The following is a 26800-nucleotide window of genomic DNA, read 5'->3' as shown; positions in this document are numbered from 1 at the left end:
TTGCGGGTTACAAAGATTGCCCGCCAAGGTAACATTTCATCTCTGTCTGGAACAGACTATTCAATGCCAGCCGCGGCACGGCGTCAATGAAGGTTAAGGCTTAGCGTCGGATGTCCCCGCGCGACGTGGAATCTCCCCCTGAAGGCAGCGGGAGGCGACCGCGCTTACCGTATGCCTCCACCGATAAGCACCCTGGCAGGGTCGGAAGAAGCTTGCGGCAGAAGTCCCGAAAGGTTGGCTCGAAGCATCTGACAATTCTGCGCCGTCACGTCCCATAAGCCGACATACAGGTTGCCGATTTCCGGCCGGGATCGCGCAAGCGGCGTCGGCCTCCAGCCGATCCTGCGGTACACCCCGATCATCGCGACATCATAGACGCCGACGATAGTATCGATACCCGTGTCGAGAGCGAGATCGCAAAGCCCTGAGAGCAGCTCCGTGGCGACTGCGCGCGACGAATGCTGATCGAGGTGACCGGCAATCGGGTGAACGCAAAAGCGAGTACATTCCCAGGTCGTCGGGCTATCAACGTCGATTGGCTGATCGAAGAAATGTCGAAACTCGCTTTTAAGCATCGTTGCCCCCGTGGTCGGCAACAGGCGCAACGAACCGGTCAGCGTGCCGGAAGGTCGTTGCGTGACGAGATAAACGGGATCCTCGGCCTCATCGTATCGGTCCCTCTCCCACCGGTCCCGGACATCAACCTGCCATCCCAGCCGATCACGAAAGACGGCGGCGCGAGCCCGAAACATATTGTCAAAAGCAGGTCGATCGGTCTCGAGCATGTCTTTGGTGAGTATCCGCAACATATCCATCCCTCCTGATGTGGTGATGTTTCACAACAGGAAGACGACCGGGAGCAATCTGGATATTTCACCAGGTTGACCGGTGCTTCGCTTTGCCTTTCATTTTCGCTTAAATTCCAAAGCTTGACCGATCCCAAGCTCTGTGGCTGCCAATTCAATGCACCCAAAGGAAGAATGGTCATGGCCTACGACCCAGCGCGCGGCAAACGTATTCGAGAAGCGATTTCTCTGGGCAACTTCCGGAAAGTACACGCTCTCGCGGCCGAACTGAATGTATCCGTCGCGGCCGTCTCCCGCTGGCAGAACGGCGGCCATACATCCCTGGAAAGCGCCTGCGCTCTCGCCCGCCTTCTGGACGTCTCCCTCGACTGGCTGCTTCTCGGGCGAGGAGCCATAGATGGCCATAAGAACAGCACGATCTCCGCCACGGAGTTGCTATGGGTCATGGCGCTGCGCGGCCGGTCTGCGGCATCCCAGTCCAATCTCATCGGGCTGCTCGAATCGATCCCTCGGGAGCACGTGTTACGCTAAGCACAATTTCATACGGCTTTTTTACGTTGCACTCAACATCTTTAGATTGCAACTACCGCCGCCATAAACAATATTTCTAGTTAGGGTTTCACGACGGCATCGGTAGCAAAACTAGGCCACCTGCCCTCGCCGCGGTGAAGACCCTCGTTTTCACTCTCAAACGCAGAAGGGTTGCCCATGTCTACGATGCTGACGATCAACGTGAAAAATTACGAATCCCAGACGCAAAACTTCTACTTCTTTCAGCAGCCGGCGATTTACACCGGCGGCGGGCAAGTCTATTCGAATAGCCTTTTCTCGCAATCGCTCGGCAACTACGACAACACCGGCGCGATCCTGACCTTCCAGGTCAACCTGCAATATTATGCCGGCATCCAGCAGGCAAACACACCGCCGCAAATCGGCGCCTCTTCCGGCTACTCGTCAGCCAGCCGCGCCATCGATCTTGCTCCGAGTTCAGGTGGCAGCGGTAAACCGAACGACTGGACGACCGCGACGGTCAACCCGCTCGGTCTCTCCTCGCCGATCTACGGGGAAGGTGTGCAGCCTGGTGCGTTTCGCATTACCACGCCGGTCTTCAACTCGCCCCCCTATTTCAATGTCGGCTCGGCGGTTGCCGTCAATGGCGGCATCGTGCTCTCCAACTTCGTGCAGGCAAACCCCGCCAGCAACACCGATTGCCAGCCGATCCTGAAATACTATGTCCAGACCGGGGCTTACACGCCAGGTGTCGTCATGAACTTTACGCAATCGAGCGTGAACGCGGCGCTTTCGGATTTCACCGGCGGCTATTCCGTCTGCAACGTCAGCCTGAAATCTGACGGGACCTGGACTACGCAGCTCCAGTAAACCCCGGCAGGCACGCAGGTGAGGATCCGCCCCTTCTTCACCTGCATGCGCACCATTCGTTCGGTTGCCACCGCTCGTTCCGGGCGACGGACAGGCTTGGTCTAAAAGGGGATTATCACACGCCATGACGAGTTCGTCATACCAGATCATCGTTCGAAACCTTTCGCAAACGACGCAATATTTCTATGTCTTCCAGAAGCAGGCCGCATTTCCGTTGCTGCCGAGCCCTGATCCCATCCTCAGCGGCAGTCTCGGCTGCCAAAGCGTCGGCAATTACGCAACTACGGGAGCGCAGATCAATTTCGGGTTGGACAGTCAGATCTATGCAGGTGCCCTCAGCACCAAACAAGCGTCTGCCTCCCAGCTTATTGCGCTGCTCGCGCTCAATGCAGCTACGCTATCGGTGGTCGGCAGCACCTCGGCGTTCCGACCGGTTACGCTCACCACGGCCGATGGTTCGCCGGATAATTGCACGACCTTGACGCTCGACCCGCTCGGACTTTCGGCGCCGGCCAATCAAGCCGGAATTGCGATCGGAGGGTTTGGCATCAACGTGCCTTCCTATACGCCGCTGCCGCATCCCGAACTCTATTGCGGCGTCGTCGCCCTCAACAACAATCAGGCGATCATACTCTCGAGCTTCGTCGCTCCTGTCCCCAATGCGATCATGAACTGCATACCGAAGCAAATCTTTTTCGTGAAAATGGGCTACCAGCCGGTCGGAAGCACCGTGGCTTACGACGAGAGCAACGCCGCGCGCTGCGATTTCACCACCGGCTACGCAACGTACACCGTAACCTACAATGCCAACGGGACCTTTTCGGCGGCGGGAGGACCATAGACCCAGAATCAGGATCATTACAGACGCTTGAGCAATCCCCTCAATCCTTGCAATCAGGAGAATAGCCATGTCGGGCATCACAACGAAGTTCACCGGCCAAACAGGTCCTCGCGGCAAGACCGCTGCAAGACTTCTCATTGCCATCTCCTCCATTATCGCAACCGCTATACCCGCGGCGGCACAACTCGTCTTTTCGTCCGATTGCCGGAACCATCAGCCTATCGCAGTCGCGCCACCACAGAATGCCATCTTGTTCACAAAGCAGCCGGTACCCCATCCGAATGGAACAGCCTCGGTCTTTGCGATCAACGGATTGGACACCTATGTCATTCCGGCGGGGGCCAACTCCTGCGTCGTTGCAGCTCCCCATGCCAATGACAATTACTGCTTCATTGCCCGCAACGACAACACAATCGACGGCGTCGGTTTCGCCCCCATTCAAAATCCGGGCGGTCTGACTGCCTGCCAGTAAGAGGCGAAACCCCTCGGCCGAACGGTTCACTCCCCGCACTTTACGCAAAGGTTGAGTCGGGGAGTGGATAACGACAGATTGAGATGCCCGCGCCGCATCACCGATCACAGCCAGATTTGGCCCCGTGTCGGGACGATCGCACGTTCGGCGGCACGTCCCCTTACCGGCGTTCGGGCGGAGGTCGCGCCGAGCGTCGTCGGACTCGGCGCGATGGTGATGGTGGGCGTCGTATTGGATCGCTCCACACCTGAGAGCTTTGGCGCATTCGAGGGCGCTGTCATGGAGCTTAAGGAAGTGCTGGACTGCAGTCTGGTGGCCGGAGATTTCGATTACCTCCTGAAAATCCGCGTCCGTGACATGGCCGATTTCAACAAGCTGCACGGCCAGAAGCTGATCGCCCTGCCTGGCGTGCGCCAGACGCGCACCTTCTTCGTGATGAAGAAAGTCAAGGAGAACGCGAGGTTGCCCTTCTAGTGGATTGATCGCGACGAAAGATTCCGTCCTGAGATTCCCAACCGTTTGGGATTGTGCGACGGTTGGGGATGCGCACAGGGATCACATTTGACGTCACCGCCGCCGACCGTTCTCGGCTTGAAGCCATCATTGCTGCCCCAACGTCTCCGCAGAAGCATGTCTGGCGGGCCAAGATCATCTTGATGAGCGGCAACGGCCTGGGAACGGTCGCCATCATGCAGGCGACGGGAAAGTCCAAACCTTGCGTCTGGCGCTGGCAGGAGCGTTTCATGTCCGAGGGGGTCGATGGCCTGTTGCGCGACAAGAGCAGGCCTCCGGGCATGGCGCCTCTGGAGAGCGACGTGGTGGAGCAGGTCGTTGCGCTGACGCTGGAACCGCCTCGACAGGAGGCAACGCACTGGACCGTGCGTGCCATGGCAAATGCCGTTGGGATCGCGGCCTCTTCCGTCGTCAAGATCTGGCACGAGCATGGGCTGGCGCCGCATCGGTGGCGCAGTTTCAAACTCTCCAATGACAAGGCTTTTGCCGAGAAGCTTCACGATGTCGTCGGTCTCTACGTCTCGCCACCGACCCACGCCATTGTCTTGTCCGTCGATGAGAAAAGCCAGATCCAGGCGCTCGACCGGACCCAACCGGGCTTGCCGCTCAAGAAGGGGCGCGCCGGCACAATGACCCACGATTACAAGCGCCACGGCACGACCACCCTGTTTGCCGCCCTCAATGTTCTCGACGGATCGGTCATCGGCCGAAACATGCAGCGCCACCGGCATCAGGAGTTTATTCGGTTCCTCAACGCCATTGAGGCGGAGCTGCCGAAAGATAAGGCGGTCCACGTCATTCTCGACAATTACGCGACGCATAAACAGCCGAAGGTCCGCGCCTGGCTGGCAAGGCATCCACGATGGACCTTCCACTTCGTCCCGATATCGTGCTCATGGCTCAATGCTGTCGAAGGCTTCTTCGCAAAACTGACACGCCGGCGGCTGAAGCACGGCGTTTTCCACTCCGTCGTTGACCTGCAGGCGGCCATCAACCGCTTCGTCAAAGAACACAACCACGAACCAAAGCCATTCATCTGGAAAGCAGACCCCGATGAGATCATCGCAGCCGTCAAACGTGGGCACCAAACGTTGGAATCAATCCACTAGCGTCTTCGGCGGCTATCCGTTTGCCGCGCCGTTTTCGTGGACTGACAGGGATGCCTGGGCCGCGATCATTCCCTTCACGATCGGAGACTGGGCTCGGCGCCTCATATCGTGCAGCTGATTGCTTCAGCCGTAGAGCGGTGGAGGACAAAGTGGCCTTGACGGCTGCAGCCAAAGAAACGAAGTGCGATATATGCAATATTATATGCAAACTTATATTTGTATAACCTACTGTTTTACCACAGTTATAAATTCTTTTATTGAATATTTCATGTTATGCCAGAAAGTATATCCTGGCGAGTAGTTGCTTTATTTATCGCCTTCATCAAATGTCCCCGCAACCCGGCTACCGATATCACAACAGGACAGTCTTTTTCCTACGAAGCTGAACCATTGCAGGCGACATCATCGCCGGCAGGTTACACAGGGAGCACGATGGCATGGAGCGCAACAAGAAATCAGACAAGTACGTTACCGACGCGCGCCTGCTGGCAGCGACCGTCGACCACCGGCAGAAGGACTCTGTGTCGAAGAAGAAGACCATCTTTCAACAATTTCTCTTGGATTGGGCTTACGGTTGCGACCTATTTTATCCAATCCAGCGGCATGAACATTTCGCAAAGAGCGAGGAGGACAACAAGGGCGCTAAACCCCGTAGGTGAGGGTTACGATGTATGGAACTGGGAGAGCTCGGACGGCGGCCGCGTTCCCGATTTAATATTAAGTCTTGCTTCCAAATTCCAGGGTGAAATCGCCGACGCAGTCGCCAACGGTTGCAAACTCCAACAACGACATCGAAAGATTAAGAAGTCAATCGAGAACCCTACCCTATCCGGTACACGCAACGCGCAGTTCAAATAATGCTGCAGGATGCATATATGCTCGCCTGCCAAAAACAGAAAACTTGACCGCACGGCTTCCCATCAAATTCACCGCAGAAAAGGAGTTCATTTTCAGTGATGTTACCCTCTTTGAAATGCATTCGCATTGCCGCACGCGCAGCGGCCGGCATGGCGCTGGGGACGCAGATTGCTTTTGCGCAACAATCTTCCACACGGTCTCATTGGCTGAACAGCCCAGCATCTCGAGTGGAAGCGCTTGCGGTCCTCCAGACCTTGAATGCCAATCTCCTGAGCAATGCCAGTGCTACGTTGACCCTTGACCGCTGGTGCGCGGCGCACAAGCTCGCGCCGGAAGGTTCCAAGATCGTAGCACAGCGTGTGCGCGGGCAAGACAAGCCGGCCGACGAGCACATCCGTGAACTTCTGACAGTCGGACCCGGAGAGCTGATCGCTTATCGCCACGTCCGCTTGGTCTGCGGCGACCGCGTCCTATCCGAGGCCGACAATTGGTATTTACCTGCAAAACTTACTGCAGCGATGAATCACGCGTTGAAGACCAGCGATATCGCGTTTGGCAGAGCCGTTCAGGCTCTCAATTTCACTCGCACAAACCTGTCTGCCAAGTTGCTCTGGTCCCCTCTATCCGAAGGCTGGGACATAGACGGCTTAGTAGCGCATGAAACAAGTTCCCCTAGCCTGCAGCCGTTCCTGCTCGAACATCGTGCAGTGCTTAAACTTCGAGACGGAACGCCGTTTAGCGCCGTGGTCGAAAGCTACACGGACAATGTGTTAGACTTTCCAGTTCCGCGGTTGCTTTCTCGATAGAGCTTGTGCGACGGCCATCCAATTCATTTTTCGAAAGAGAGCGGGTGAACGCGTGTCATCCTGATCAGTATCAAGCAGTGCAGCTCCGCGTCAGTGCACGGATCTTAGCGATCTGAGTTAGGCACGACGAAATCGCAACCCTTGCGGAGGCCCGCGAAAAGATGGAGGATTGGCGTAGAGAGTATAATGAGTTTCGGCCACATGGTGCGATCGGCAATAAGGTGCCGATCTCGCTGATGAAATCAGGAGGCGCAACCAGCCCGCCTCCCTGAATGAAGCCGGAAAACTCTAGCCTCAGCTGGTCCAGAGTTTGGGGGCGGTTCAAAGTGGAAAATTCCAGTTCCAAATGGCCTAAATTATCGGGGCACGTCAAGCCGACTCAATCTCCCCGCATCCAAACCCTCGCCTACGGTTTGCTCCACCTGAGCTTCACGAGCTAGTCAGCAAAGTTTTATCTACCCACTTCACAATAGCGGATTTCTGCGGGGCACCGACAAAGAAATCGTTGACTATGCCCCCCTTGAAGAAAGCTAGGATCGGAATAAATTGCACACCGAATTGCGCGGCGAGTTCCCGGTTCTTACCGAGATCCAGCTTGGCGACTTTGATTCTGCCTTTCATCTCGACGGCAACTTCTTCTAGGATCTGAGCAATCGTGTCGCATGGGCCGCAGCCTTCAGCCCAAAGGTGAAGGATAACAGGTATTGGGGATTCCCGAACTTCTAACTGGAAATTGTTGAAATTGACGTGTACCCAGTGCATGGACGTTTCCTGTTACCAGAGTTGAGCGCCGTTTGATGGATGTGTTGATGCGTTGTCGAATTGATCTGACGAAACGCGCGTCGTGAAGGTGGTCAGACTGAGCGAGACGTCACGTAATTCAGCCAGATCCTGCCCCACACTGCGCGTCATGTGCCTCCGGCAAACCCGCCACTGTGGGACCGTTTTTGGAGACCTACCGTAAGACGGTCCGGCAGATCATTCTTGCCGGCTGCCGTTACGAGCTGACCACAGCGACAACCAGGCGCACGAAACGGTACGGTTGGTCTGTCGTGCTTGAGCAGTTCGGCACTCTCGTTGACTTCGAGAGTGGCCTTTTCGATCCGTAGATTTGATATTTCATGAGGACGTTGCGCAGATCGTGTGATGCCATGGTGCAGGCGTTGAAGGCACCACGCACCCACGGACTCTTGACCGGCTCAGGCGCAGCCTCCCACCCGCAACAACGGATCGCACGCTCGCGGACTTCCGCTGAAACCTTGGTAATTGTCTTGCTCATGTCGGCTCCCTTTTCTCAGAAGTTGGAGCCTCCGGCAAACCCAGGGCGGTTTGCCGGGTGCTCTGCTTGTCCATTCACATCATGAGTAATCAGCTACCGTTCGACATATCCATTTTTCGATATCGGACTTCGGCTGGAAGCCTCCAAAGTGCCGACGACCTTCAGGCCATTGAAGATTACAAGGGCAGGAAGTACGACGGCAGCGAACTTTTCGTTTATTAAGCGTTGCTGAATGTATTGAGCAGCGAGTTCCGGGTTCTCAGCGATATTCAGCTTAACGACCTTGACAAGGCCCTTCATCTCGATGGCGATGTGTTCGAGGATTGGGGCGATCATGTTCCACGGGCGACACCCAGGAGCGCAGAAATCGACGAGAACGAACATTGTCGAATCCAAAACTTCAGACTGAAAGTTCGTGATATTAACGGTTTTTACAGAAGACATAGTTTGATCCTCAACTTAGATCCACGAATTGCCAAAAGTGGCATTGTCTCCACGCCTTCGGCTTCCTTTCTTCTTCAGTTCAATGTGGCTGCCGATGAAGTCATCAGGAGCGGCTCCTCGTGCGACGAGGAGAAGTACGCGACGGATGAAAAGGTCCGGCGATGCTCACCTCATGAGTACGGTTTCGGGAGGTGCGCGAGCGGGTGGCAGACCTTGAGTCGCCTGAACTATGTTGGCGACTTCGAAGATCATGTCGCGCGTTCCTCGATAAAGAATGTTCAGTTTATGCTGGCTGCCTATGCGGTCGAAGACAGGAAAACCAACTCGCATCAGCGGAACTGCGAGGCGTTCTGCGGCCTGTCGACCGTGGGAGTGCGTGACGAGTAGATCAGCGTCTACGGCGAGTTCTTCCAAGTCACCAAGATCGCCGACTTTGACCGTATCGGTTGGTACGATTTGCAGCGCCTTTGAGTCCCCGGTCGTGGCGACCGCGGCTGTAATGACCGCCCCCATGCCGATAAAGAATTGCGAGAACTGCAAGAGCTGGTCCGGTTCGGAGCCGATGGCGACCTTCTTCCCTGCAAAATGAAAATGCCCACTGAGCATCGCCTCCTGCAACTGCATGCGGCCACGACGGACAGCCGTTGGCGCGTTGTCGCGCGAAATCGCTGCAAGGAGCCAGGCGAAACGGTCGGCGTTATTCAGGCCCGTGAGCGATCCGAACATCACGTATGGCAATCCAGTTAGGCCCTGCAAAGCTTCAGCCGGTCGGCGCATCTGTTCGCCGATGGCGATGCACAGTGTTGCCGCCCCGAGATCGCGGATAAGCTCTACCTTCGCGCCACCGCGTGCGATCGGAATCCATCGATCGCGGACAGCTTCGTCAGGCCCGCCGGACACGTCAGGCAAAATGAGGGGTATTAAGCCGAAGCTCTCTACCGTTTCTCGCAGATGCTCTACATCGGAAACTGTGATGTTCGAGCCGGGCAGTATGACGACCGTCGCCGGATCGCGATCCTGCTGGCCGGGCCGCGTGATTGCCTCGATCATAGCCGTAACAGCCTTCGACCACCCCTCCTCCACCGCCCCTGCGAAGTCGGGAGTGCGTGCGAGTACCACTTCCGTATCAATGAGTTTTCTCGGGCGCGCGCCTTTGGCGTCGAAGATATCACCTGCGATATCTTCGTCGCGGGTTTCTGCCGCGGCGGTAGTGCAGATTCCGATCAGCCGCGGCCACGTGCGAGCTTTTAGCTTGACGAGAGCTTTCTCGAGAAAATCAGCGCCGCCCACCACCGTCGCGATCTGGTCCATTGCAGTTGTCTGCAGCGGGACCATATGCTTGAAATGCCTCACGAGCAGCACCAGTGCAAAACTGCTACATCCCTGGCTGCCATGGAGTATTGGCAGCGCACCATCGACGCCCAGGAAGGCCAAGGCAGCGCCCAATGGTTGAGACGACTTTAGAGGGTTGATCGCTGCCGTTTTTGTTGGGGTCAGGATAACAGCCATAATTTTTACCTCAATAAAAACCAGCTGTCGCCTCGTCGGCAGACCTCATATTAATGCGTGGCTCCGCCGATCTTGCGGTCGTAACGAACTGCTTCCACGGCGCCGGTTCGCGTAACTGCGCCCAGACCGGGTTGTGGATTGCCAAATCGATCTGGCGTGCTAGTTCCACCATGCCTGCGTAGCCGGCGTAAGCATGCTGGCGTTCCTGATTCACGTCGAGCCAAGGAATTTTCGCCTCAAGCGCGACGAACTGAGTGCGTCCGCCTGACAGCATGATATCAGGCTTGTGTTCACGTAACATCGCGTAGAGCTCGCTCGCTGCCATCGATTGGTGAAGGTGGTTCTCGTCCTTCAGCATCTGCTTGATTCTCTCCTTGTCCCTGGTCGTCGATTTCCTGATGGATGTACCGACAATTTCCATGCCGATTTCGATCAGTGCGTGCACGATGGACCAGGATTTCACCCCGCCGGTGTTCAGCTGAACGCGCTTCCCCTCAAGCCGATGCCGATACGCTTCCAGCTTCTTCCAGGCCCTCTCCTCCTCTTCTGCTAAGAGAGCCTCGACGTGGTGGAGCAACGCGGAACCAGCGCCTTTCCTTACGAGCAGTTGGGCGATCCGCCGGAGGGCTTCAGAGGTGCTCGAAATGCCATAGAAGGAGCCTTCGAAAAACGGAATGTTCCAGCGTTCTTCCATCTTGCGAGCAAGATTGATGAGAGCAGTTGAACACACCATCATAGCTGCACGTGACCGGTGGGCGGACGCCACCTGCGCGTAGCGCGCGTCTCCGGGAATGCAGGCGCGGACACGGATACCAAGTCTGTCCAACAGCGGTTTCATCAACCAGAATTCCCCTGAGAGGTTGAATTCGCCGAGTATATTGATGTCGTATGGACCTGGATCATCAGCCTCCACCGTGCCTATGACGTGCTCGAGCAGAGCCTCGCCGGCGCGCCGGTTACCGAGGTTCTTCGAACCGCCGAAGCCCGGCGACTTCACCGGCACCACTGGTATTGCGAACTTCTGCGCTGCTTGCCTGCAGACCGCGTCGATGTCGTCACCGATCAGCTCCGTGACGCAGGTTCCGTAGACGAAGATTGCTGCCGGCGCATACCCCTCCTTGATCTCCCGGATAGCCTTGAGAAGCTTTCGCTCACTATCTCCCGTCACTATGTCGAGTTCGGTGAGATCAGTGGTGAAACTTGTGCGCCAAAGAACTGGACCTGAAGACGCGGCGCCTCGATTGTCCCAGGAATTGCCCTCGCACGCGAGCGGCGCGTGGACGAGATGCGCGACATCGGTGATTGGCTGCAGCACGATCTTAGCTCCGTCGAAGGCGCAGCCACCGCTGGCTGCTGATCCCTGTGACGCGTTGTGACATGTCTCCTTGGCTTCCGTGGTGCGGAATATCTTGGCGGAGGCATCTCGCATTTGTGTCTCGATCGATGACATCTCGGGACCTTCCAATCCAGGGACGAATGGCCGGTCGACGCCCGGCCAAGCATTTAGCGCGTGAGGTCGTACGAAACGCCTTCCCACATGGTCTCCTGATCAAGCTCGTCGAAAATCTTGTCGAGAATGACGGTCAGAAGACGCAATCCGCCTTGGTAGCCCATGAGAGGAAAGCGATGATGATGATGGCGATCGAAAATCGGAAACGTAAGCCGAACCAATGGCGTGTCGGTGTCACGCTCAAGATACTTGCCATAGGAATTGCCGATCAGCAGATCCACTGGCTCCGTCAAAAGAAGCGAGCGCATTGCCCACAGGTCTTTGCCAGCCCACACCTGCGCACCTCCGCCGAAGGGAGAGGATGCGAGCAATTCCTTCATCTCCGCTTCCCAGGCTGCGGTGCCGTTGGTGGCAAGGCAATGTGTAGGGTGGCCACCGGTTTCCATGACGAAGCGCGCCATTGAGTAGACGAAGTCCGGGTCGCCGTAGATTCCGTATTTCTTGCCATGCAACCAAGATTGACTATCGGCCATGGCATCTATCAATCGCCCCCGATCACGATCGATAGATTCGGGAATTTCCCTCTTGGAAAGCTCGGATATCTTCATCAGGAATTCGTCCGTGCCCCCAATGCCCAGCGGGTAGTGGAACGAGGCAGTCGTCTGACCAAGCTCGCGACAATAGTCCAAGGTCTTTCGCGTATTGTAGTGCTGCAGCGATATTGTCGCCTCCGCATGTTTGGCTACCTTCACGTCCTCGATCTTGGTCCCTCCGTCATACATGCGGTACTCGCCGTCGGAAGGTGTGTCGAACTGGTCAGAGGCGTCTTGGATGAAAACGTAGGTCACTCCCATCGTGTCGAGCAGGCGCTTGATTTCTCGATTGTTGCCAACACAGAAACCGTCGAAGCCTGGAATAATGTTGATGAGTGCTGGCGTCGGCACGCGTTCGGTGCTTTTCCAGAAATTTTCCAGAATGCCTTTAACCATGCTGTCGTAACCATCGACATGGCTGCCGACGAAGGCTGGGGTGTGGGCGAAGGGCACGTCGAAATCGGCTGGAACGGAGCCTTCATTTTTGGCGTTTTCAATGAAGCCGTGAAGATCATCCCCAATGACCTCGGCCATGCAAGTCGTCGAGACCGCAATCATCTTGGGGTCGTAGAGCTGATAGGTATTGGCGAGCCCGTCGATCATATTTTTCAAGCCGCCAAACACAGCCGCGTCCTCTGTCATCGAAGACGAAACTGCAGACGACGGTTCCTTGAAATGGCGTGACAGGTGCGAGCGGTAGTACGCCACACAGCCCTGACTGCCGTGAACAAACGACATGGTCCGCTCGAAGCCAGCCGCTGCGAAAACCGCGCCGAGCGGCTGACAAGCCTTCGCGGGGTTTACGACCAGCGCTTCGCGCGCCAGATTCTTTTCTCGATATTCCCATGTCCAGGTGAATTCATATTGCGCTTCGACGACCTTATCCGGATGCGGACATTCGAACTTCAACTTCTTGCGGGCGAACATTTTCTCGTATTCCGGCTCGCAGAACAGAGGAACATGATCGAGAACTTTCTCGGCCGATTGCGGCATAGTTTTCATCCTTTTTCGCCGCGAGTGCGGCTGCGTAGACTTTGCGAGATGTCTAAAATGTTGTCGCTCAGCAAAAATTATTCATCATCCCGGCAACAACTGCAGGCACCGCCTGCATCGGAGCTGTGCGTTACTTTCCATGGCGGGTCGTAGAGGCCCCAGACCGGATTGTTGATGGCAAGATCCATGTCTCGGGCAAAAATGGCGAAGCCGTCATAGCCGTGATACGGACCAGAATAATCCCAAGAATGCATCTGACGGAACGGTATGCCCATTTTTTGAACCGGGTATTTTTCCTTGATGCCCGAGCCTACGAGGTCCGGGCGAATGGCCTCGATGAAGCTCTCGAGCTCGTAGCCAGTCACATCATCGTAGATAAGCGTACCTTTTTTGACATAATGGCCCGTGCGCTCGTAATCGTCGCCGTGGCCAAATTCGTAGCCCGTACCAACGATCTCCATTCCAAGATCCTCGTAGGCGGTGATGACATGGCGGGGACGCAATCCGCCGACGTAGAGCATCACAGTTTTGCCAATAAGGCGCGGACGGTACTTCTCCGTCACCGCCTGGACGAGAGGTTGGTATCTGGTGATGAGTGCTTCGGCCTTATCTTGGGTCTCCGGCCCGAAAAACGCGGCGATATTGCGCAAAGAAGCTTCGATCTGGGAAGGACCAAAAAAGTTGTACTCCATCCAGGGAATGCCGTACTTTTCCTCCATATGCCGAGCGATGTAATTCATGGACCGGTAGCAGTGAATAAGGTTGAGCGTAGCCTTTGGTGCACGCTCCACCTCCGCGAGTGTGGCATCTCCCGACCAGTTGCCGATTACCCGCAACCCCATATCCTCCAGCAGAATGCGTGAGGCCCATGCATCGCCGCCGATATTGTAGTCACCTATGACGTTAACGTCGAAAAGGCTGGGTTCGAAGTCGGCCTCTCTTTTATCGAAAACCCAGTCCCGTATCGCGTCGTTGGCGATATGATGGCCAAGCGATTGCGACACGCCACGAAACCCTTCGCATCGCACCGGCACGATCGTTTTGTCGTGCTCCTTGGCCTTCTTGCGCGCCACAGCCTCTATGTCGTCTCCGATCAATCCGATTGGACACTCGGACTGCAAGCTCACACCATTGTTCAGTGGAAACAGTTCCTCAACTTCATCGATGAGCTTCTCGAGCTTTTTGTCGCCACCAAAAACAATATCCTTCTCTTGAAAATCAGACGTGAATTGCATGGTGACAAAGGCGTCGACACCCGTCAGACCGACGTAATAGTTGCGGCGTTGCGACCAGGAATAGTGGCCACAACCGACAGGCCCATGCGATATATGGACCATATCCTTGATCGGCCCCCACACGACACCCTTCGAGCCGGCGTAAGCGCAGCCGCGGACGGTCATCACGCCCGGAATAGACTTGATGTTGGATTTCACCCCGGTCTCGCAAAGCGCATCGGAGCCCCGCTCGAGTGCCTCTCTGGCCTTCGCCACGCCAAGGTGTTTTTTGCGGCGCTTAGCCGTCTTATCCGGATACTGCAAGAGTACCGCATCTATAAGCCTTGCGTTGAAATCACCGTCGTTCTCGTAGTCGAGGCTCATAGGGCCTTTCCTCTCTCGAAGGTTCGCATTGAGCCTCGACAAGGAGGCATGTTTGTCGATTAACACGGTGCGTCATCCGCTCCGCCCATCTTTAGGACGTCGCCTGCCCCTCATTCGCGAGAAGTTCTTCGAGCATCTGCTCGTCCGACTTCATGATCCCGAAGTCGAGCAGCATGTCCTCCAGTTCCTCCATGGTGATAGGAGTCGGGATCGTGCCCTTTCCCGAATTGGAGTGGATCTTCTCAGCCAACCATCGATATTCCGCCGCCTGTTTGGAGCGTGGCGCGTATTGGATCACGGTCATCTTTCTAAGCTCCGCGTGCTGCACAATGTTGTCGCGCGGCACGAAGTGAATGAGCTTCGAATTGAGCTTGGCGGCCAGGGCTTCGGCGAGGTCTAATTCGCGGTCGGTCTGCCGCTCATTACAGATCAGGCCGCCCAGCCGCACGCTTCCGGCGCTGGCATATTTGAGGATGCCTCTCGCGATGTTGTTTGCAGCATACAGGGCCATCATCTCACCGGACATGACGATGTAAATTTCCTGAGCCTTGTTCTCGCGGATGGGCATAGCGAAGCCCCCGCACACCACGTCTCCGAGCACGTCATAGGAGACGTAGTCGACATCGTCATAGGCGCCGTTTTCTTCCAGGAAGTTGATCGATGTGATGACGCCTCGTCCGGCGCAGCCGACGCCAGGTTCCGGGCCGCCCGACTCCACACATTTGATGCCGCCGTAGCCTGTTTTTAGCACGTCGCCAAGTTCCAGATCTTCGACTGAACCCTTCGTTGCGGCTAGATCCAGAACCGTGCCCTGTGCTTTAGAGTTCAGGATCAATCGCGTCGAGTCAGCTTTGGGGTCGCAGCCGACGATGAGGATTTTCTGCCCAAGTTCGACAAGGGCGGCGAGCGTATTCTGGGATGTAGTGGATTTGCCAATACCTCCCTTTCCGTAAAACGCGATCTGACGCAGAGCAGCCATTATTACTTCCCTTTCGTGTTCGAACCGACCGAGGTGATGCCGCGACATCGGACGCGGCTGCTTCCGTCGCAGCCCGAGAACAATTTTCAAGCGTCGTGCCAATTGAGTTGATTGATAGGGCAGAACGGAAACTGGTGCTCCCGCAAACACTTAGGGGGGATGAAATTCCGGACCGAAGAATCCTGAGTCGTGTCACGAAGCCGACAAAATTGACGACAATGTCGCACATATGTCGTGAGGCTCTCGGAGAGCCACGGTAACTCTGCGCAAGCACGTCTCCGTCGAATGAGCCGCACTTGACGCAAATGCTGGCAATTGGAAAGCGGCGCGGAGCTCTAGCGAAATCGTTTGCGGTCAAAAAATCGCGCAAGCAGTGTTGCACCGCTGCCGAGCGCATGCAGCCACCCGTGTCGCAAACCTGGCAAAGCTGTCGCACCGTTGGACCAATAGCAAACTCGACCCGCCCGAAACTCGCGAGTTAATCACCGCGCAATCGGCCTGGCACGACGAGTGCTAGGACCGACCGAGACACAAACTACTACATTTCGGGCGGAGCCAAAGACAGCATGAATATCGTGGTCTGCATAAAGCAAGTGCCTGACTCTGCACAGATCCGGGTTCATCCGGTTACGAATACCATCATGCGCCAGGGCGTGCCGACCATCATCAATCCTTATGATCTTTTCGCCTTGGAAGAAGCTCTCAAACTGCGTGACCGGTATGGGGGTAAAGTCACTGTGCTTACCATGGGCCCGCCTATGGCAAAACAAGCGCTGGAGAAAGCTCTGGCATACGGCGCAGATGAAGCGGTACTCCTGAGCGACCGTCACTTCGCCGGGTCAGACACCTTGGCAACTTCATTTGCTATCTCGCGAGCTATCACGAACCTTGGACTCCGCCATGCGCCTGAAATCGTGTTTACTGGCAAGCAGACGATCGACGGCGATACTGCGCAGGTGGGGCCGGGGATTGCCAGGCGTCTCGAACTGCAACAACTGACCTACGTAACGAAAATTGTCTCAGTCGATCTTCATGCCCGAGAGATCACGGTGGAGCGCCGTTCGGAAGGCGGCACACAAATGCTGAAGAGCCAACTGCCGTGCTTGATCAGTGTCCTTGAAGGCGTCAACGCCCTCCGTCGCGGCTCCGTCGCTGACGCGTTGCGTGCCGCACGCGCGCAAATACCGACCTGGCGTGCAGCCGACGCCGGTATTGTGGAGATAGCTAATTGCGGCTTGAGAGGATCACCGACCGTCGTCAAGCGCGTATTCGCCCCCACCCCAAGGGCCGAAAAAGCAATCCAAATCAAATTAAACGATGACCAGTGCGGTCCGCTGGTTGACGAAATAATCGCATCGATCTTCGAGCACCAGCCCGCATTGGAAGCGAGCTTTCAACCGAATGGGCTCACGTGAGAAACAAGGAGCATAAATGGAAGCCCACCAAGCTGAAAGTCAGTCTCCAATCGTCAGTCGCGCCAGCGCGAAGAAGGAATTGCCCAGACACTTCCGCGACAATCGGCACGTCTGGGTTTTCATCGAGCTGGAACGAGGCCAAGTGCATCCCGTGTCTATTGAACTGCTCGGTGAAGGACGCAAGCTTGCCGATAAGCTTGGCGTTCAACTGGCGGGAGTGGTTATTGGAACCGCGGAAGACCTGGGAGTTCGGTCTGCCATTGCGGAGGCGTTCGCGTACGGGGCCGATCTCGCCTATCTCGTCGAGTCGCCGCTGCTATCGGACTACCGAAACGAGCCCTTCACCAAAGCTCTCTCAGACCTGGTCATCCTTCATAAGCCGGAAATTCTGCTTCTTGGCGCCACTTCGCTTGGGCGAGATCTTGCCGGTTCTGTGGCAACTACTTTGGAAACAGGGCTTACGGCTGACTGCACCGAATTGGATGTCGATGCAGACGGCTCGCTCGCAGCGACCCGGCCCACATTTGGCGGTTCGCTGCTGTGCACGATCTACACTCTCAACTCTCGCCCGCAAATGGCGACAGTGCGACCCCGGGTCATGGCGACCCCCAAACGCGTGACCCATGCGATTGGACCTATCATTCGGCATGACTTGATGATGATTGAGGAAGAGATTGTCACAAAGGTTCTCGGCTTCCTTCCGGATGAACGATCGGAAAAAATCAACCTCGCCTATGCAGATATCGTGGTCGCTGGCGGGCTTGGTATTGGCACCGCCGAGAATCTGGAACGTGTGATGGTTCTAGCGAGGACGATTGGCGGTGAATTCGGCTGCTCCCGACCTTTGGTTCAAAAAGGTTGGATGGAGGTTGATCGACAGATTGGCCAAACGGGCCAGACGATCCGGCCCAAGCTCTATCTTGCGGCTGGAATATCAGGGGCGGTCCAACATCGGGTTGGCGTCGAAGGGGCTGATTTGATCGTTGCCATCAACACCGACAGCAACGCCCCGATATTCGATTTCGCCCATGTCGCCGTTGTGGCTGATGCAGTCGCTCTTCTGCCGGCACTGACCGCGGCGTTCACCAGGCGACTAGCGCCTCATACCAATCGATGCAAGTAAACTGAGGTGTGGCTAATGAAGGGCGAGAAATTTCACGCGATTGTCGTCGGGGCAGGTATGTCGGGTAACGCGGCTGCTTATGCGATGGCCATGCGTGGTCTGAAAGTGCTGCAGTTGGAGCGCGGCGAGTACCCGGGTTCGAAGAACGTTCAAGGAGCGATACTGTACGCCGACGCGCTGGAAAAGATCATTCCAGACTTCCGCGATGACGCGCCGCTTGAACGGCATCTCGTCGAGCAGCGCTTCTGGATCATGGACGGCGCGTCGCACACCGGAATTCACTATCGGTCGGATGACTTCAACGAACGGCGGCCAAACCGATACACGATCATCCGTGCCCAATTCGATAGATGGTTCTCGGCCAAGGTGCGCGAGGCCGGATGCACCGTCCTCTGCGAAACATTGGCCACAAGGCTTAAGCAGGATTCGAGGGGCAACGTGACAGGCGTATACACCGACCGACCCGGCGAGGCCATCTCTGCCGACGTCGTGGTGCTTGCTGAGGGGGTGAACGGCTTCCTTGGAACACGAGGGCGTTTGCGCGAAACTCCCAAGCCGGACAGCGTGGCACTTGCCGTGAAAGAGATGCATTTCCTACCGGAGGACGTTATCGCAGAACGCTTCGGCCTGACTGCAGACGAAGGCTGTGTGATCGAGGCAGGCGGTACAATTTCACGGGGAGTCCCAGGGCTTGGCTTTCTATATACGAACAAGGAGTCCATCTCTATTGGAATAGGATGCCTCGTTTCCGGTTTGGCCGCGGCCATGGAAAGGCCATACGATCTGCTTGAAGCTTTCAAGCACCATCCTTCGATCCGGCCATTGATCGCCGGGTCTGAGGTGAAGGAATATGCCGCGCATCTCATTCCCGAAGGCGGTTTTACGGCTATCCCACAGCTCTTCGGCAATGGGTGGGTCGTGGTTGGAGACGCGGCCCAGTTGAACAATACCGCACATCGGGAGGGCTCGAACCTCGCAATGACATCAGGGTATCTGGCGGGAAAAGCGATTGCAGACGTAAAGGATCGCGGCGGCTCGATGGTGAAAAGCAACTTGGCTTTGTACAAGAGCATGCTCGACTCATCCTTCGTCATCAAAGATCTGATGAAGCATAAAGAGATGCCAAGGTTTCTCCATGCCAACAGCCAGAACTTGTTTGTTTCATATCCAAAGTTGATATCTAAGGCTGCGCAAAGTTTCGTCCGTGTCGACGGAAATTCAAAACTCGACAAGGAAAAGGCCACGTCCGCCGCCTTCTTGAAAGCACGATCCCGGTGGGGATTGATTTCAGACGCAGTCCGGCTCGCCCGCGCGTGGCGCTAAAAGGAGATCCAGATGAAGGCCATCGTTAAACGGCGAGTTGAGGACAAGCTTTACCAGAACCGATATCTGGTTGACCCGGGCCGCCCACACATATCGGTCAGGAAACACCTGTTTCCAACCCAAAACCTGATCGCCTTGACGCAAGTGTGTCCGGCGAAATGCTACCAGCTGAACGACAGACGTCAGGTAATCATCGTTTCCGATGGCTGCCTGGAATGCGGGACGTGCAACGTGTTATGCGGACCCGACGGCGACATTGAGTGGACGTATCCACGGGGTGGGTTCGGCGTTCTCTTCAAGTTTGGATGAACAGCTTCTTCTGTAGTCGATACAGCCACTCGGTTGCAAACGCAGGGTAAGCAAACAATGACGAACCGGCTGATGGGGCGCCCCTACCAATTTGTAATTTTTATTGACCTTCAAAGTCCAATATGTAGCGCGGAGGACGTTCCAGGACTGTCCTGAGTGCCCAAAGCACTCTGAACCACGTGCTGAATGGAGTAGCCCCGTGGCTGGATCAGATGATGAGACGACGCCCAAATCTGCAGTGCGGCCGGGTGCTGAAATTGTCGGCGAGAGTGCCGCACTCAAGGAGGTTTTTGAAATTGCCCAGATTGTCGCAAGGAGCAACTCGCCTGTTCTGTTGAGAGGTGAGAGCGGCACGGGCAAAGAATTCTTTGCAAAGCTGATACACGATTCTTCGTCGCGCCGTGAAAAGCCCTTCGTAAAGTTGAATTGCGCTGCGCTGTCGGCAGGCGTTCTGGAATCGGAACTTTTCGGGCACGAGAAAGGCGCCTTCACCGGCGCTACCTCTCCGAAAGAAGGTCGGTTCGAACTGGCGCACGGTGGAACTTTGCTGCTCGACGAAATAGGAGAAATCTCGGCGGAGTTCCAGGCCAAGTTGCTGCGCGTCTTGCAGGAAGGCGAACTTGAGCGCGTCGGTGGGACCAGAACATTGAAAGTCAATGTCAGGTTGATTTGCGCGACCAATAAGGATCTTGAAACGGCCGTGGCGGCGGGAGAATTCAGAGCCGACCTGTATTACCGGATCAATGTCGTACCGATCACTTTGCCACCACTGAGGCAACGCGACGGTGACATCCCGCGTTTGGCCCAATTATTCCTTCGGCGTTTCAACAAGGAGAACGGCCGTTCGTTAAGCTTTGCACCCTCCACACTTGATATCCTTTCGAAATGCGAGTTCCCAGGCAATATTCGTGAGCTGCAAAACTGCATACAGAGGACCGCAACGCTCGCCCGTTCGGACGTCATCATTCCTCAAGATCTCGCCTGTGAACAGGGTCGATGCTATTCCCCGCTCCTCAAAAAGGCGGTTGCCGAGCGAGAGGGCAAGGGCGCAGTTCATGGGCTCGCTCGAGGTGAAACCGTGTCAACGGGACAGCCGCGTGATGCCGCCGTCTTCGCGGCCGAAGCCGTAATGGGACACTCAGGTCTGATCGGCAGAGAACGGTTGGTACAGGCGATGGCGACGGCCGGAGGGAATCAGGCTAAAGCTGCGCGGCTCCTTGGTCGTACGCCGCGACAGGTCGGTTACTCTCTGCGCCGGCACGGGATCGAACGAAAACTCTTCTAGTCAAGGAGGTCATTGGTGCAGACCTGCTGCGGCAGGTCGCGCCCAACTGACGCCCGGCAATTCTAGTTTCCCCCACCCGACAAGGTCTACCAAGCGGCCCTGTCGTGTCTCCGACGAAACCCTGTAGCAAAGAGGTCTAAACCGGACAACGAAGAGCATACCCAGCTGGCAGGGTGACGTTTCTCAGACTGGCATCGCTCTTGCTCGCGGAACTGAGCTTTCAAGCGTCATTGGAGTTCGTAATGTCCAGAGGGATGAGTAAGTGTAGGATCACCAACACAGCACCTGCCGCACGCGAGCCGGGGGCAACAACGTTCGGTGACCATGCGTCTTCATCCCGTGGTAGTTCAGAGCCGAATGGTATGGCTCCAGCAATCATTGAAAAGATCAAAGACCACCCGTGCTTCTCGCGGGAGGCGCATCTCTATTTCGCGCGGATGCATCTCGCGGTCGCACCAGCCTGCAATATCCAATGCAATTACTGCAATCGAAAATACGACTGCGCCAACGAAAGCAGGCCAGGAGTAGCATCCCATAGGCTCACTCCCGACCAGGCGCTGCGCAGGGCCATGGCGGTCGCCAACGAAGTGCCGCAGCTTTCGGTGGTGGGCATCGCCGGGCCAGGCGATGCCTGCTACGATTGGAGGAAAACAAAGGCGACGCTCATACCGATCGCCCGGGAAATCCCTGACGTCAAGCTTTGCATCTCGACCAATGGTCTCGCACTTCCTGAACATGTCGACGAGCTTGTCGACATGAATGTCGGGCACGTGACGATCACCATCAACATGGTAGATCCGAAGATCGGGACCAAGATCTACCCCTGGATATTCTATGACGGCCGCCGCTACAACGGTATCGACGCGTCCAGGATCCTTCATGAGAGGCAAATGTTGGGGCTCGAAATGCTGGCAGAACGCGGCATCCTCATCAAGGTCAATTCCGTGATGATCCCAGGCGTCAACGACGAGCATCTCATCGATGTTAACAAGTGGGTCAAGGACAGGGGTGCGTTCATGCACAACGTAATGCCCCTGATTTCAGAGCCTACACATGGCACTTTCTATGGCATGAACGATCAGCGTTGCCCTACACCTTCCGAACTAATCGCGCTCCGGGATCGGCTTGAAGGCGACACGAAGGTGATGCGCCATTGCCGCCAGTGCCGCGCCGATGCAGTCGGTCTGCTCAGTGATGATCGCGCAAACGAATTCAAGATTTCCCAACTCCCAGCTGAAGCGACCAACGACAGTGGCAAGCGCAATGCCTATCGCAAGTTGATCGAGCGCGAGCGACGCGCCCAAACATTGGAAGCAAGGGGCGCGGCCACATCGGTCTCAGGTCCATCTGACGAACTTCTCCTTATTGCTGTAACCACCAAAGGTGGAGGCCGGGTCAATGAACATTTCGGTCACGCGCAGGAACTACAAATTTTCTCAGTCTGTCAAAAAGGCATCGGATTGATTGGTCACCTGAAGATCGACCCGTACTGCCTTGGTGGATGGGGGGAGGAGGCTACTCTCAACAGTATCATCAATGCGCTCGAAGGCTTAGATTTGCTGATTTGTTCTCAGATCGGCAAGGGCCCTACGAATAAACTCGCACGCCGAGGTGTTCGAGCAACGGGCGCTTATGGCGGCTCCTACATCGAGCAGGCAATCGACGCTCATTATAGCGCGGTGCTTCACGACGACGCTTTAGCAGCCGCGACTTGACACACGCTTTGACTAAACCAGAGGAGCTGAATCATGGCCTTCAAAATCATCGCCTCACAATGCACCCAATGCGGCGCATGCGAATTTGAGTGCCCCTCAGGCGCAATCAGTTTCAAAACTGACAGATTCGTGGTCGATCCTAAAATATGCACCGAGTGCAGGATTGAGTTTGACGCGCCCAAATGCAGAGCCATTTGCCCCATGCCGAACACCTGCGTTCCTGCCTGAGCAGCCGTACTAAACGAAAGCAAAAGGGGCCCGCCTGCGAAAGCATTTTGGCGCAGGCGGGCATCCTCCTCGACAGCAACCCATGGAACAATGAGGTGGTTGAGCGTGGCAGCATCGTCGGTTCCAACGGGTGCGAAATGGAGCACGTGTAAAACGAGGTACAGTAAATGAAAGCAATGATCCGGAGAAATGGGGCCGGCTTGTCGATCTATATGTCCAAAAAGGATGTCGAGGAGCCGGTTGTTGCGGTGGAGAGTCATGACTTGTGGGGCGGCTTTGTATTGCTAAGGAACGGATGGCTCCTCGCCCTCCCCGACCTAGCGCAGAGCACCCGCTTACCCATCACAGTCGAGGCGAGGAAGCAATGATCAGGACTGACACGGGCGGACCGAACATCGGACTTTCGACAGCGGCGGCTGCCGATGTGCGAAGGGAACGGCTGGCGCAGCCATCTTGTGAAATAACGGCATTGGTTCACGTGGAGGATAAACATGCCCAATCTTACGATTACGTTTTTCATTTCGCGCATGAACAACCCGAGACACCAAGACAGCATTCGCTTGCAGCCCGGGAACACATGAATATCGCGGCTTGCATAAAGCAAGTGCCTGACTCGGCACAGGTCCGGTTTCAGTCGGTTACGAACACCATCAGGCGCCCGAAGCGCATCAAGTGAGGGCTCGGTGTATGACCACCATCGTCTACGACGCCAAGATTCGGAGAATGGCCTCTGACAGCCGCGCCTTCTCCGGCAGCAGCCATCCGATCGGCGCCAAGAGGAAGATTCACCGGATCGAGGCAGGGAAATACAAAGGCTCGCTGCTCGGCGTCTCGTCCACCGTTCCCGGTATGAATGAATTCGTCACGCAGTGGGTGACGGGGGGCATGAGCAAGGAAGCGTTTGGCACGAACGAGCCCGATTTTGAGGCGCTCCTGGTAAAGGTCGATGGCTCGAGATTTTTCTTCAACAACAGCATTTATCCTTCCGGCCCGATCGAGGCCGACTTCATCGCGATAGGCTCGGGTTGTGCGTACGCGCTGGGCGCCTTCAGGGCCGGCGCTGACATGTTAGGCGCCGTTAACGTGGCTATCGAGTGCGATCCCTTCTCCGAACCTCCTATTGTGACCTTGCAGCTCGATACGTCCGACGCCAACCAACCGTCAAAGATCGGGCGCGTCGTTCGACTTTTCCGGAAATATCGGGGCACGGCTACGCAATAGGCTGTAACCGCGAATTTCACCGCACCTTCTGTAGTTGAGTGAGCTTTGGCATGAGGTGTCCACCTAAAAGAGGTGGACACCAAGTTATGGATGAAGGTCAAAAACTCGCCGTGCGGCTGGTTGGTCGGAATGGAAGGCGCCGCTTCGATCCAGGTTCGAAAGATCGCCTAGTTGCGGCATGCCTTGAACCCGGCGCATCAGTATCGAAACTTGCGCGAGTACACGGGGTCAACGCGAACCTCGTTTGGAAATGGATCAGGAAACACACCCAGGCCCATCCATTATCGCCGTCTTCGTCATCTGCGTTTATTCCCGTTCAGATCGCCGCCCCGAGCAGCGAGTTCGACATTGAGATGCCTGCCACGGATCGCGAAGAGCGATTGCCGACGACGGAGAGAAGCGGCCCCCTGACCTCTCCAGCAAAGGTGAGTGCGTCACTGCCGAATGGTGTGAGATTGACGCTGGAGTGCAGCGATCTCAACGCATTGACGGCAATAATCGGAGCTCTGGGTCATGTTTAAGCTTGGCGCTGATCTTCAAGTCTACCTGCACCGCGAACCGATCGACTTCCGGGCGGGCATCAACAGCCTTGCGGTCCTGGTCCAGGAGACGATGGCGCTGGACCCGTTTGCTCCTGCAGTGTTTGCCTTCTGCAACCGTCGGCGTGACCGGGTGAAGCTGCTGTTCTTTGATCGGTCCGGGTTCGTGCTGGTCCTGAAGCGGTTAACCGAAGACAAGTTCCGATGGCCGCGCCGAGAGGTGCCGGTGGTCACACTGACGACCGAGCAGCTGCACTGGATTCTCGACGGGATCGATATCGATGCGATGATCCGTCATCCTGTGCGGCAATATCAGATTGCCGGCTGAGGTGGCGTGTTGATCTGTTGACGCGGCGACGCGGTTCAGATTCAAAACTGGGATGACCCAAACCGGCGAACCTGATGTTGCAGAGCTGATGGCGCAGTTGGCGGCAAGTGCCGCCGAAATCGCCGCGCTCAAAGCCGAGAAGGAAGCGCTCTCGCAGCGGGTCGCCAAGCTGGAAGAAGAGCTGGTACTCGCAAAGCTCCATCGTTTTGCCCCCCGCAGCGAAAAGCACATCGATCGCATCTTCAACGAGGCCGAAGAGGCCGCAGACGAGGATGATCGTGATTATGGCGACGACGTCGCCGATCTTACGGATACAGGCCTGCCAGCAGTCGATAGCGCCGCGCGTAAAAAGCGGGGCCGCAGACCTCTGCCGGAAGACCTGCCGGGCGAGCGTGTCGAATACGATCTACCCGACGATCAAAAAACTTGCCCTTGCTGCGACAGTCAAATGCATCGCATGGGCGAGGCCGTTAGCGAACAGCTCCATATCGAGGTCAAGGCAAAGGTTCTGCAGAATGTGCGGTTCAAATACGCCTGCCGCCATTGCGACCGCACCGGGATCAACACGCCTGTGGTGATCGCACCGATGCCGCCGCAGCCCTTGCCGGGCAGCATTGCCACTGCCTCGACACTGGCCTTCACACTCGTCCACAAATACGTCGACGGCACGCCGCTCTACCGCGTGGCGCAAACATTCGAACGGGCCGGTGTTCCGATCAGCCGGGGCGCTCTCGCGCACTGGGTGATCGGCTCGAGCGAGAGGCACCTGCATCGCATCTACGATGCGCTGAGATTGCGGCTTCAGTCGCAGCCTCTCATTCATGGTGACGAGACGACAGTTCAAGTGCTGAAGGAAAAGGACAAGGAAGCCACCAGCACGTCGTACATGTGGGCATATCGCAGCGGCGAGAATAGTGAGGAGCCAATCGTGCTTCTCGATTATCAACCGGGCCGCGGCCAGGTCCACCCGCAGGCCTTTCTCGGTGACTACCGCGGCATATTGGTGACCGATGGCTACACCGCCTGGCGCACATTACATGGCGCAACCCATGTCGGATGCATCGCCCATTCACGGCGGCGCTTCGTCGAGGCTCTCAAAACCAGGAAGAACGGAGGCGGACCGCCGGAACAGGCACTCCGGTTCTTCGAGCAGCTCTACCGGATCGAAAAGCAGGCAAGAGACAAAACCCCAGATGCCGGCGAGACGAAAGCAGACTGCATTCGCCGCTTCCGGCAACAACACAGCTTGCCTGTCCTGAACGCTCTGAAGACTTGGCTCGACAATATCGCGCCGAAGGTCGTGCCGGATACCAAGCTCGGTGATGCAGTGTCCTACACCCTGAACCAATGGGATTATCTAACGCGCTATACCAGCGACGGCAGGATGCCGATCGATAACAACATTCTGGAACGCGAGATCAGAGTTTTTGCCACCGGCAGGAAATCGTGGCTGTTCAGCGACACCGCTGACGGAGCCAAGGCCAGCGCCGTGATCTACAGTTTGATGCTGACCTGCCGCGCCTGTGGCGTCGACCCGCTCACCTGGCTGCGCCACGTGCTCACTGAGTTGCCGCAGCGCGAAGAAGCGGCCGACATCGGCGACCTGCTGCCGTTCAACCTCTCCAAAACCTCTGCGGCCTAAGCCAACAGGTCACGTTGTTGGAGTGCCTCGAGCTGGGCAGCC

Annotated in this window: 28 protein-coding genes and 2 pseudogenes; 21 read left to right on the top strand and 9 right to left on the bottom strand. The window is 56.4% G+C overall.

Annotated features, from left to right (window positions below; genetic code table 11):
* Positions 1 to 164: 164 nt before the first annotated feature.
* A complete protein-coding gene (locus tag RLCC275e_RS33435; protein WP_064649268.1) occupies positions 165 to 809 on the bottom strand; it encodes an acyl-homoserine-lactone synthase in 645 nt (214 codons plus the stop codon).
* Between the two features lie 177 nt (positions 810 to 986).
* On the opposite strand from RLCC275e_RS33435, the gene RLCC275e_RS33430 reads away from it, so the two are divergent.
* The 9 genes and pseudogenes from RLCC275e_RS33430 to RLCC275e_RS33390 form a co-directional block, all read left to right on the top strand.
* Entirely contained in the window at positions 987 to 1337 is a 351-nt protein-coding gene (locus tag RLCC275e_RS33430) for a helix-turn-helix domain-containing protein (RefSeq protein ID WP_064649266.1), read from the top strand.
* Positions 1338 to 1514: 177 nt separating this feature from the next.
* On the top strand, positions 1515 to 2186 hold the full coding sequence (locus tag RLCC275e_RS33425; protein WP_064649264.1) for a hypothetical protein: 672 nt from the start codon (positions 1515 to 1517) through the stop codon (positions 2184 to 2186).
* Positions 2187 to 2310: 124 nt separating this feature from the next.
* Positions 2311 to 3027 (top strand): hypothetical protein, encoded by a 717-nt coding sequence (locus RLCC275e_RS33420; RefSeq protein WP_115156629.1) that lies wholly within the window; start codon positions 2311 to 2313, stop codon positions 3025 to 3027.
* A gap of 67 nt (positions 3028 to 3094) precedes the next feature.
* On the top strand, positions 3095 to 3499 hold the full coding sequence (locus tag RLCC275e_RS33415; RefSeq protein ID WP_064649260.1) for a hypothetical protein: 405 nt from the start codon (positions 3095 to 3097) through the stop codon (positions 3497 to 3499).
* A 63-nt stretch (positions 3500 to 3562) separates the two neighbouring features.
* A complete protein-coding gene (locus tag RLCC275e_RS33410) occupies positions 3563 to 3973 on the top strand; it encodes an Lrp/AsnC ligand binding domain-containing protein (protein ID WP_245304497.1) in 411 nt (136 codons plus the stop codon).
* Between the two features lie 68 nt (positions 3974 to 4041).
* Entirely contained in the window at positions 4042 to 5121 is a 1080-nt protein-coding gene (locus RLCC275e_RS33405; RefSeq protein ID WP_130707161.1) for an IS630 family transposase, read from the top strand.
* Positions 5122 to 5558: 437 nt separating this feature from the next.
* On the top strand, positions 5559 to 5780 hold the full coding sequence (locus RLCC275e_RS33400; RefSeq protein WP_033181231.1) for a hypothetical protein: 222 nt from the start codon (positions 5559 to 5561) through the stop codon (positions 5778 to 5780).
* A 297-nt stretch (positions 5781 to 6077) separates the two neighbouring features.
* Entirely contained in the window at positions 6078 to 6785 is a 708-nt protein-coding gene (locus RLCC275e_RS33395) for a hypothetical protein (protein ID WP_033181230.1), read from the top strand.
* Positions 6786 to 6922: 137 nt separating this feature from the next.
* Positions 6923 to 7057, top strand: a pseudogene (locus tag RLCC275e_RS33390) (integrase core domain-containing protein); the annotation flags it as partial.
* Positions 7058 to 7214: 157 nt separating this feature from the next.
* Here RLCC275e_RS33390 and RLCC275e_RS33385 read toward each other — a convergent pair.
* From RLCC275e_RS33385 to nifH, 8 genes and pseudogenes are all read right to left on the bottom strand, one after another.
* A complete protein-coding gene (locus RLCC275e_RS33385; RefSeq protein ID WP_033181229.1) occupies positions 7215 to 7547 on the bottom strand; it encodes a thioredoxin family protein in 333 nt (110 codons plus the stop codon).
* A 235-nt stretch (positions 7548 to 7782) separates the two neighbouring features.
* Entirely contained in the window at positions 7783 to 8064 is a 282-nt protein-coding gene (locus RLCC275e_RS34145; RefSeq protein WP_130682809.1) for a hypothetical protein, read from the bottom strand.
* A 79-nt stretch (positions 8065 to 8143) separates the two neighbouring features.
* Positions 8144 to 8508: pseudogene (locus RLCC275e_RS34735) on the bottom strand (thioredoxin family protein).
* Positions 8509 to 8673: 165 nt separating this feature from the next.
* Positions 8674 to 10017: a nitrogenase iron-molybdenum cofactor biosynthesis protein NifN gene (gene nifN, locus RLCC275e_RS33375; RefSeq protein ID WP_064649253.1), complete on the bottom strand. Its 1344-nt coding sequence runs from the start codon at positions 10015 to 10017 to the stop codon at positions 8674 to 8676.
* A 10-nt stretch (positions 10018 to 10027) separates the two neighbouring features.
* Complete coding sequence (nifE, locus tag RLCC275e_RS33370) at positions 10028 to 11467, bottom strand: nitrogenase iron-molybdenum cofactor biosynthesis protein NifE (RefSeq protein ID WP_082229755.1); 1440 nt, start codon at positions 11465 to 11467, stop codon at positions 10028 to 10030.
* A 53-nt stretch (positions 11468 to 11520) separates the two neighbouring features.
* Positions 11521 to 13053 (bottom strand): nitrogenase molybdenum-iron protein subunit beta, encoded by a 1533-nt coding sequence (gene nifK, locus RLCC275e_RS33365; RefSeq protein WP_033181227.1) that lies wholly within the window; start codon positions 13051 to 13053, stop codon positions 11521 to 11523.
* Positions 13054 to 13130: 77 nt separating this feature from the next.
* Positions 13131 to 14651, bottom strand: a complete 1521-nt coding sequence (nifD, locus tag RLCC275e_RS33360) for a nitrogenase molybdenum-iron protein alpha chain (protein ID WP_033181226.1) — start codon at positions 14649 to 14651, stop codon at positions 13131 to 13133.
* A gap of 91 nt (positions 14652 to 14742) precedes the next feature.
* A complete protein-coding gene (nifH, locus tag RLCC275e_RS33355; RefSeq protein WP_033181225.1) occupies positions 14743 to 15630 on the bottom strand; it encodes a nitrogenase iron protein in 888 nt (295 codons plus the stop codon).
* A gap of 566 nt (positions 15631 to 16196) precedes the next feature.
* On the opposite strand from nifH, the gene RLCC275e_RS33350 reads away from it, so the two are divergent.
* The 12 genes from RLCC275e_RS33350 to tnpC all read left to right on the top strand — a co-directional run bounded on the left by RLCC275e_RS33350 (position 16197) and on the right by tnpC (position 26758).
* Positions 16197 to 17045 (top strand): electron transfer flavoprotein subunit beta/FixA family protein, encoded by an 849-nt coding sequence (locus tag RLCC275e_RS33350; protein ID WP_033181224.1) that lies wholly within the window; start codon positions 16197 to 16199, stop codon positions 17043 to 17045.
* A gap of 16 nt (positions 17046 to 17061) precedes the next feature.
* Entirely contained in the window at positions 17062 to 18168 is a 1107-nt protein-coding gene (locus RLCC275e_RS33345; RefSeq protein WP_033181223.1) for an electron transfer flavoprotein subunit alpha/FixB family protein, read from the top strand.
* Between the two features lie 15 nt (positions 18169 to 18183).
* Positions 18184 to 19491: an NAD(P)-binding protein gene (locus RLCC275e_RS33340; protein ID WP_033181222.1), complete on the top strand. Its 1308-nt coding sequence runs from the start codon at positions 18184 to 18186 to the stop codon at positions 19489 to 19491.
* A gap of 12 nt (positions 19492 to 19503) precedes the next feature.
* Complete coding sequence (locus tag RLCC275e_RS33335) at positions 19504 to 19800, top strand: ferredoxin family protein (protein WP_033181221.1); 297 nt, start codon at positions 19504 to 19506, stop codon at positions 19798 to 19800.
* A 199-nt stretch (positions 19801 to 19999) separates the two neighbouring features.
* Entirely contained in the window at positions 20000 to 21085 is a 1086-nt protein-coding gene (gene nifA / locus RLCC275e_RS33330) for a nif-specific transcriptional activator NifA (RefSeq protein WP_033181220.1), read from the top strand.
* A gap of 242 nt (positions 21086 to 21327) precedes the next feature.
* The gene (gene nifB, locus RLCC275e_RS33325) at positions 21328 to 22800 is read left to right on the top strand and encodes a nitrogenase cofactor biosynthesis protein NifB (protein WP_082229774.1); all 1473 of its coding nucleotides are present in this window, start codon (positions 21328 to 21330) and stop codon (positions 22798 to 22800) included.
* Positions 22801 to 22833: 33 nt separating this feature from the next.
* Positions 22834 to 23028 (top strand): 4Fe-4S binding protein, encoded by a 195-nt coding sequence (locus RLCC275e_RS33320; protein WP_003563211.1) that lies wholly within the window; start codon positions 22834 to 22836, stop codon positions 23026 to 23028.
* Positions 23029 to 23195: 167 nt separating this feature from the next.
* Entirely contained in the window at positions 23196 to 23396 is a 201-nt protein-coding gene (nifT, locus tag RLCC275e_RS33315; protein WP_027688422.1) for a putative nitrogen fixation protein NifT, read from the top strand.
* A gap of 319 nt (positions 23397 to 23715) precedes the next feature.
* Positions 23716 to 24249 (top strand): Ntn hydrolase family protein, encoded by a 534-nt coding sequence (locus tag RLCC275e_RS33310; protein WP_033181216.1) that lies wholly within the window; start codon positions 23716 to 23718, stop codon positions 24247 to 24249.
* An 86-nt stretch (positions 24250 to 24335) separates the two neighbouring features.
* On the top strand, positions 24336 to 24770 hold the full coding sequence (tnpA, locus tag RLCC275e_RS33305; RefSeq protein WP_082229754.1) for an IS66-like element accessory protein TnpA: 435 nt from the start codon (positions 24336 to 24338) through the stop codon (positions 24768 to 24770).
* A complete protein-coding gene (tnpB, locus tag RLCC275e_RS33300; RefSeq protein ID WP_033181215.1) occupies positions 24763 to 25116 on the top strand; it encodes an IS66 family insertion sequence element accessory protein TnpB in 354 nt (117 codons plus the stop codon). Before tnpA ends, tnpB begins: the two co-directional genes overlap by 8 nt.
* Before the next feature lie 52 nt (positions 25117 to 25168).
* On the top strand, positions 25169 to 26758 hold the full coding sequence (gene tnpC, locus RLCC275e_RS33295; RefSeq protein ID WP_033181214.1) for an IS66 family transposase: 1590 nt from the start codon (positions 25169 to 25171) through the stop codon (positions 26756 to 26758).
* Positions 26759 to 26800: the final 42 nt, after the last annotated feature.

The organism is Rhizobium brockwellii (assembly GCF_000769405.2).
Lineage (GTDB): Bacteria > Pseudomonadota > Alphaproteobacteria > Rhizobiales > Rhizobiaceae > Rhizobium > Rhizobium brockwellii.
Note: the sequence above shows the minus strand (reverse complement) of the source record. Positions and strands in the feature narration are given on the sequence as shown.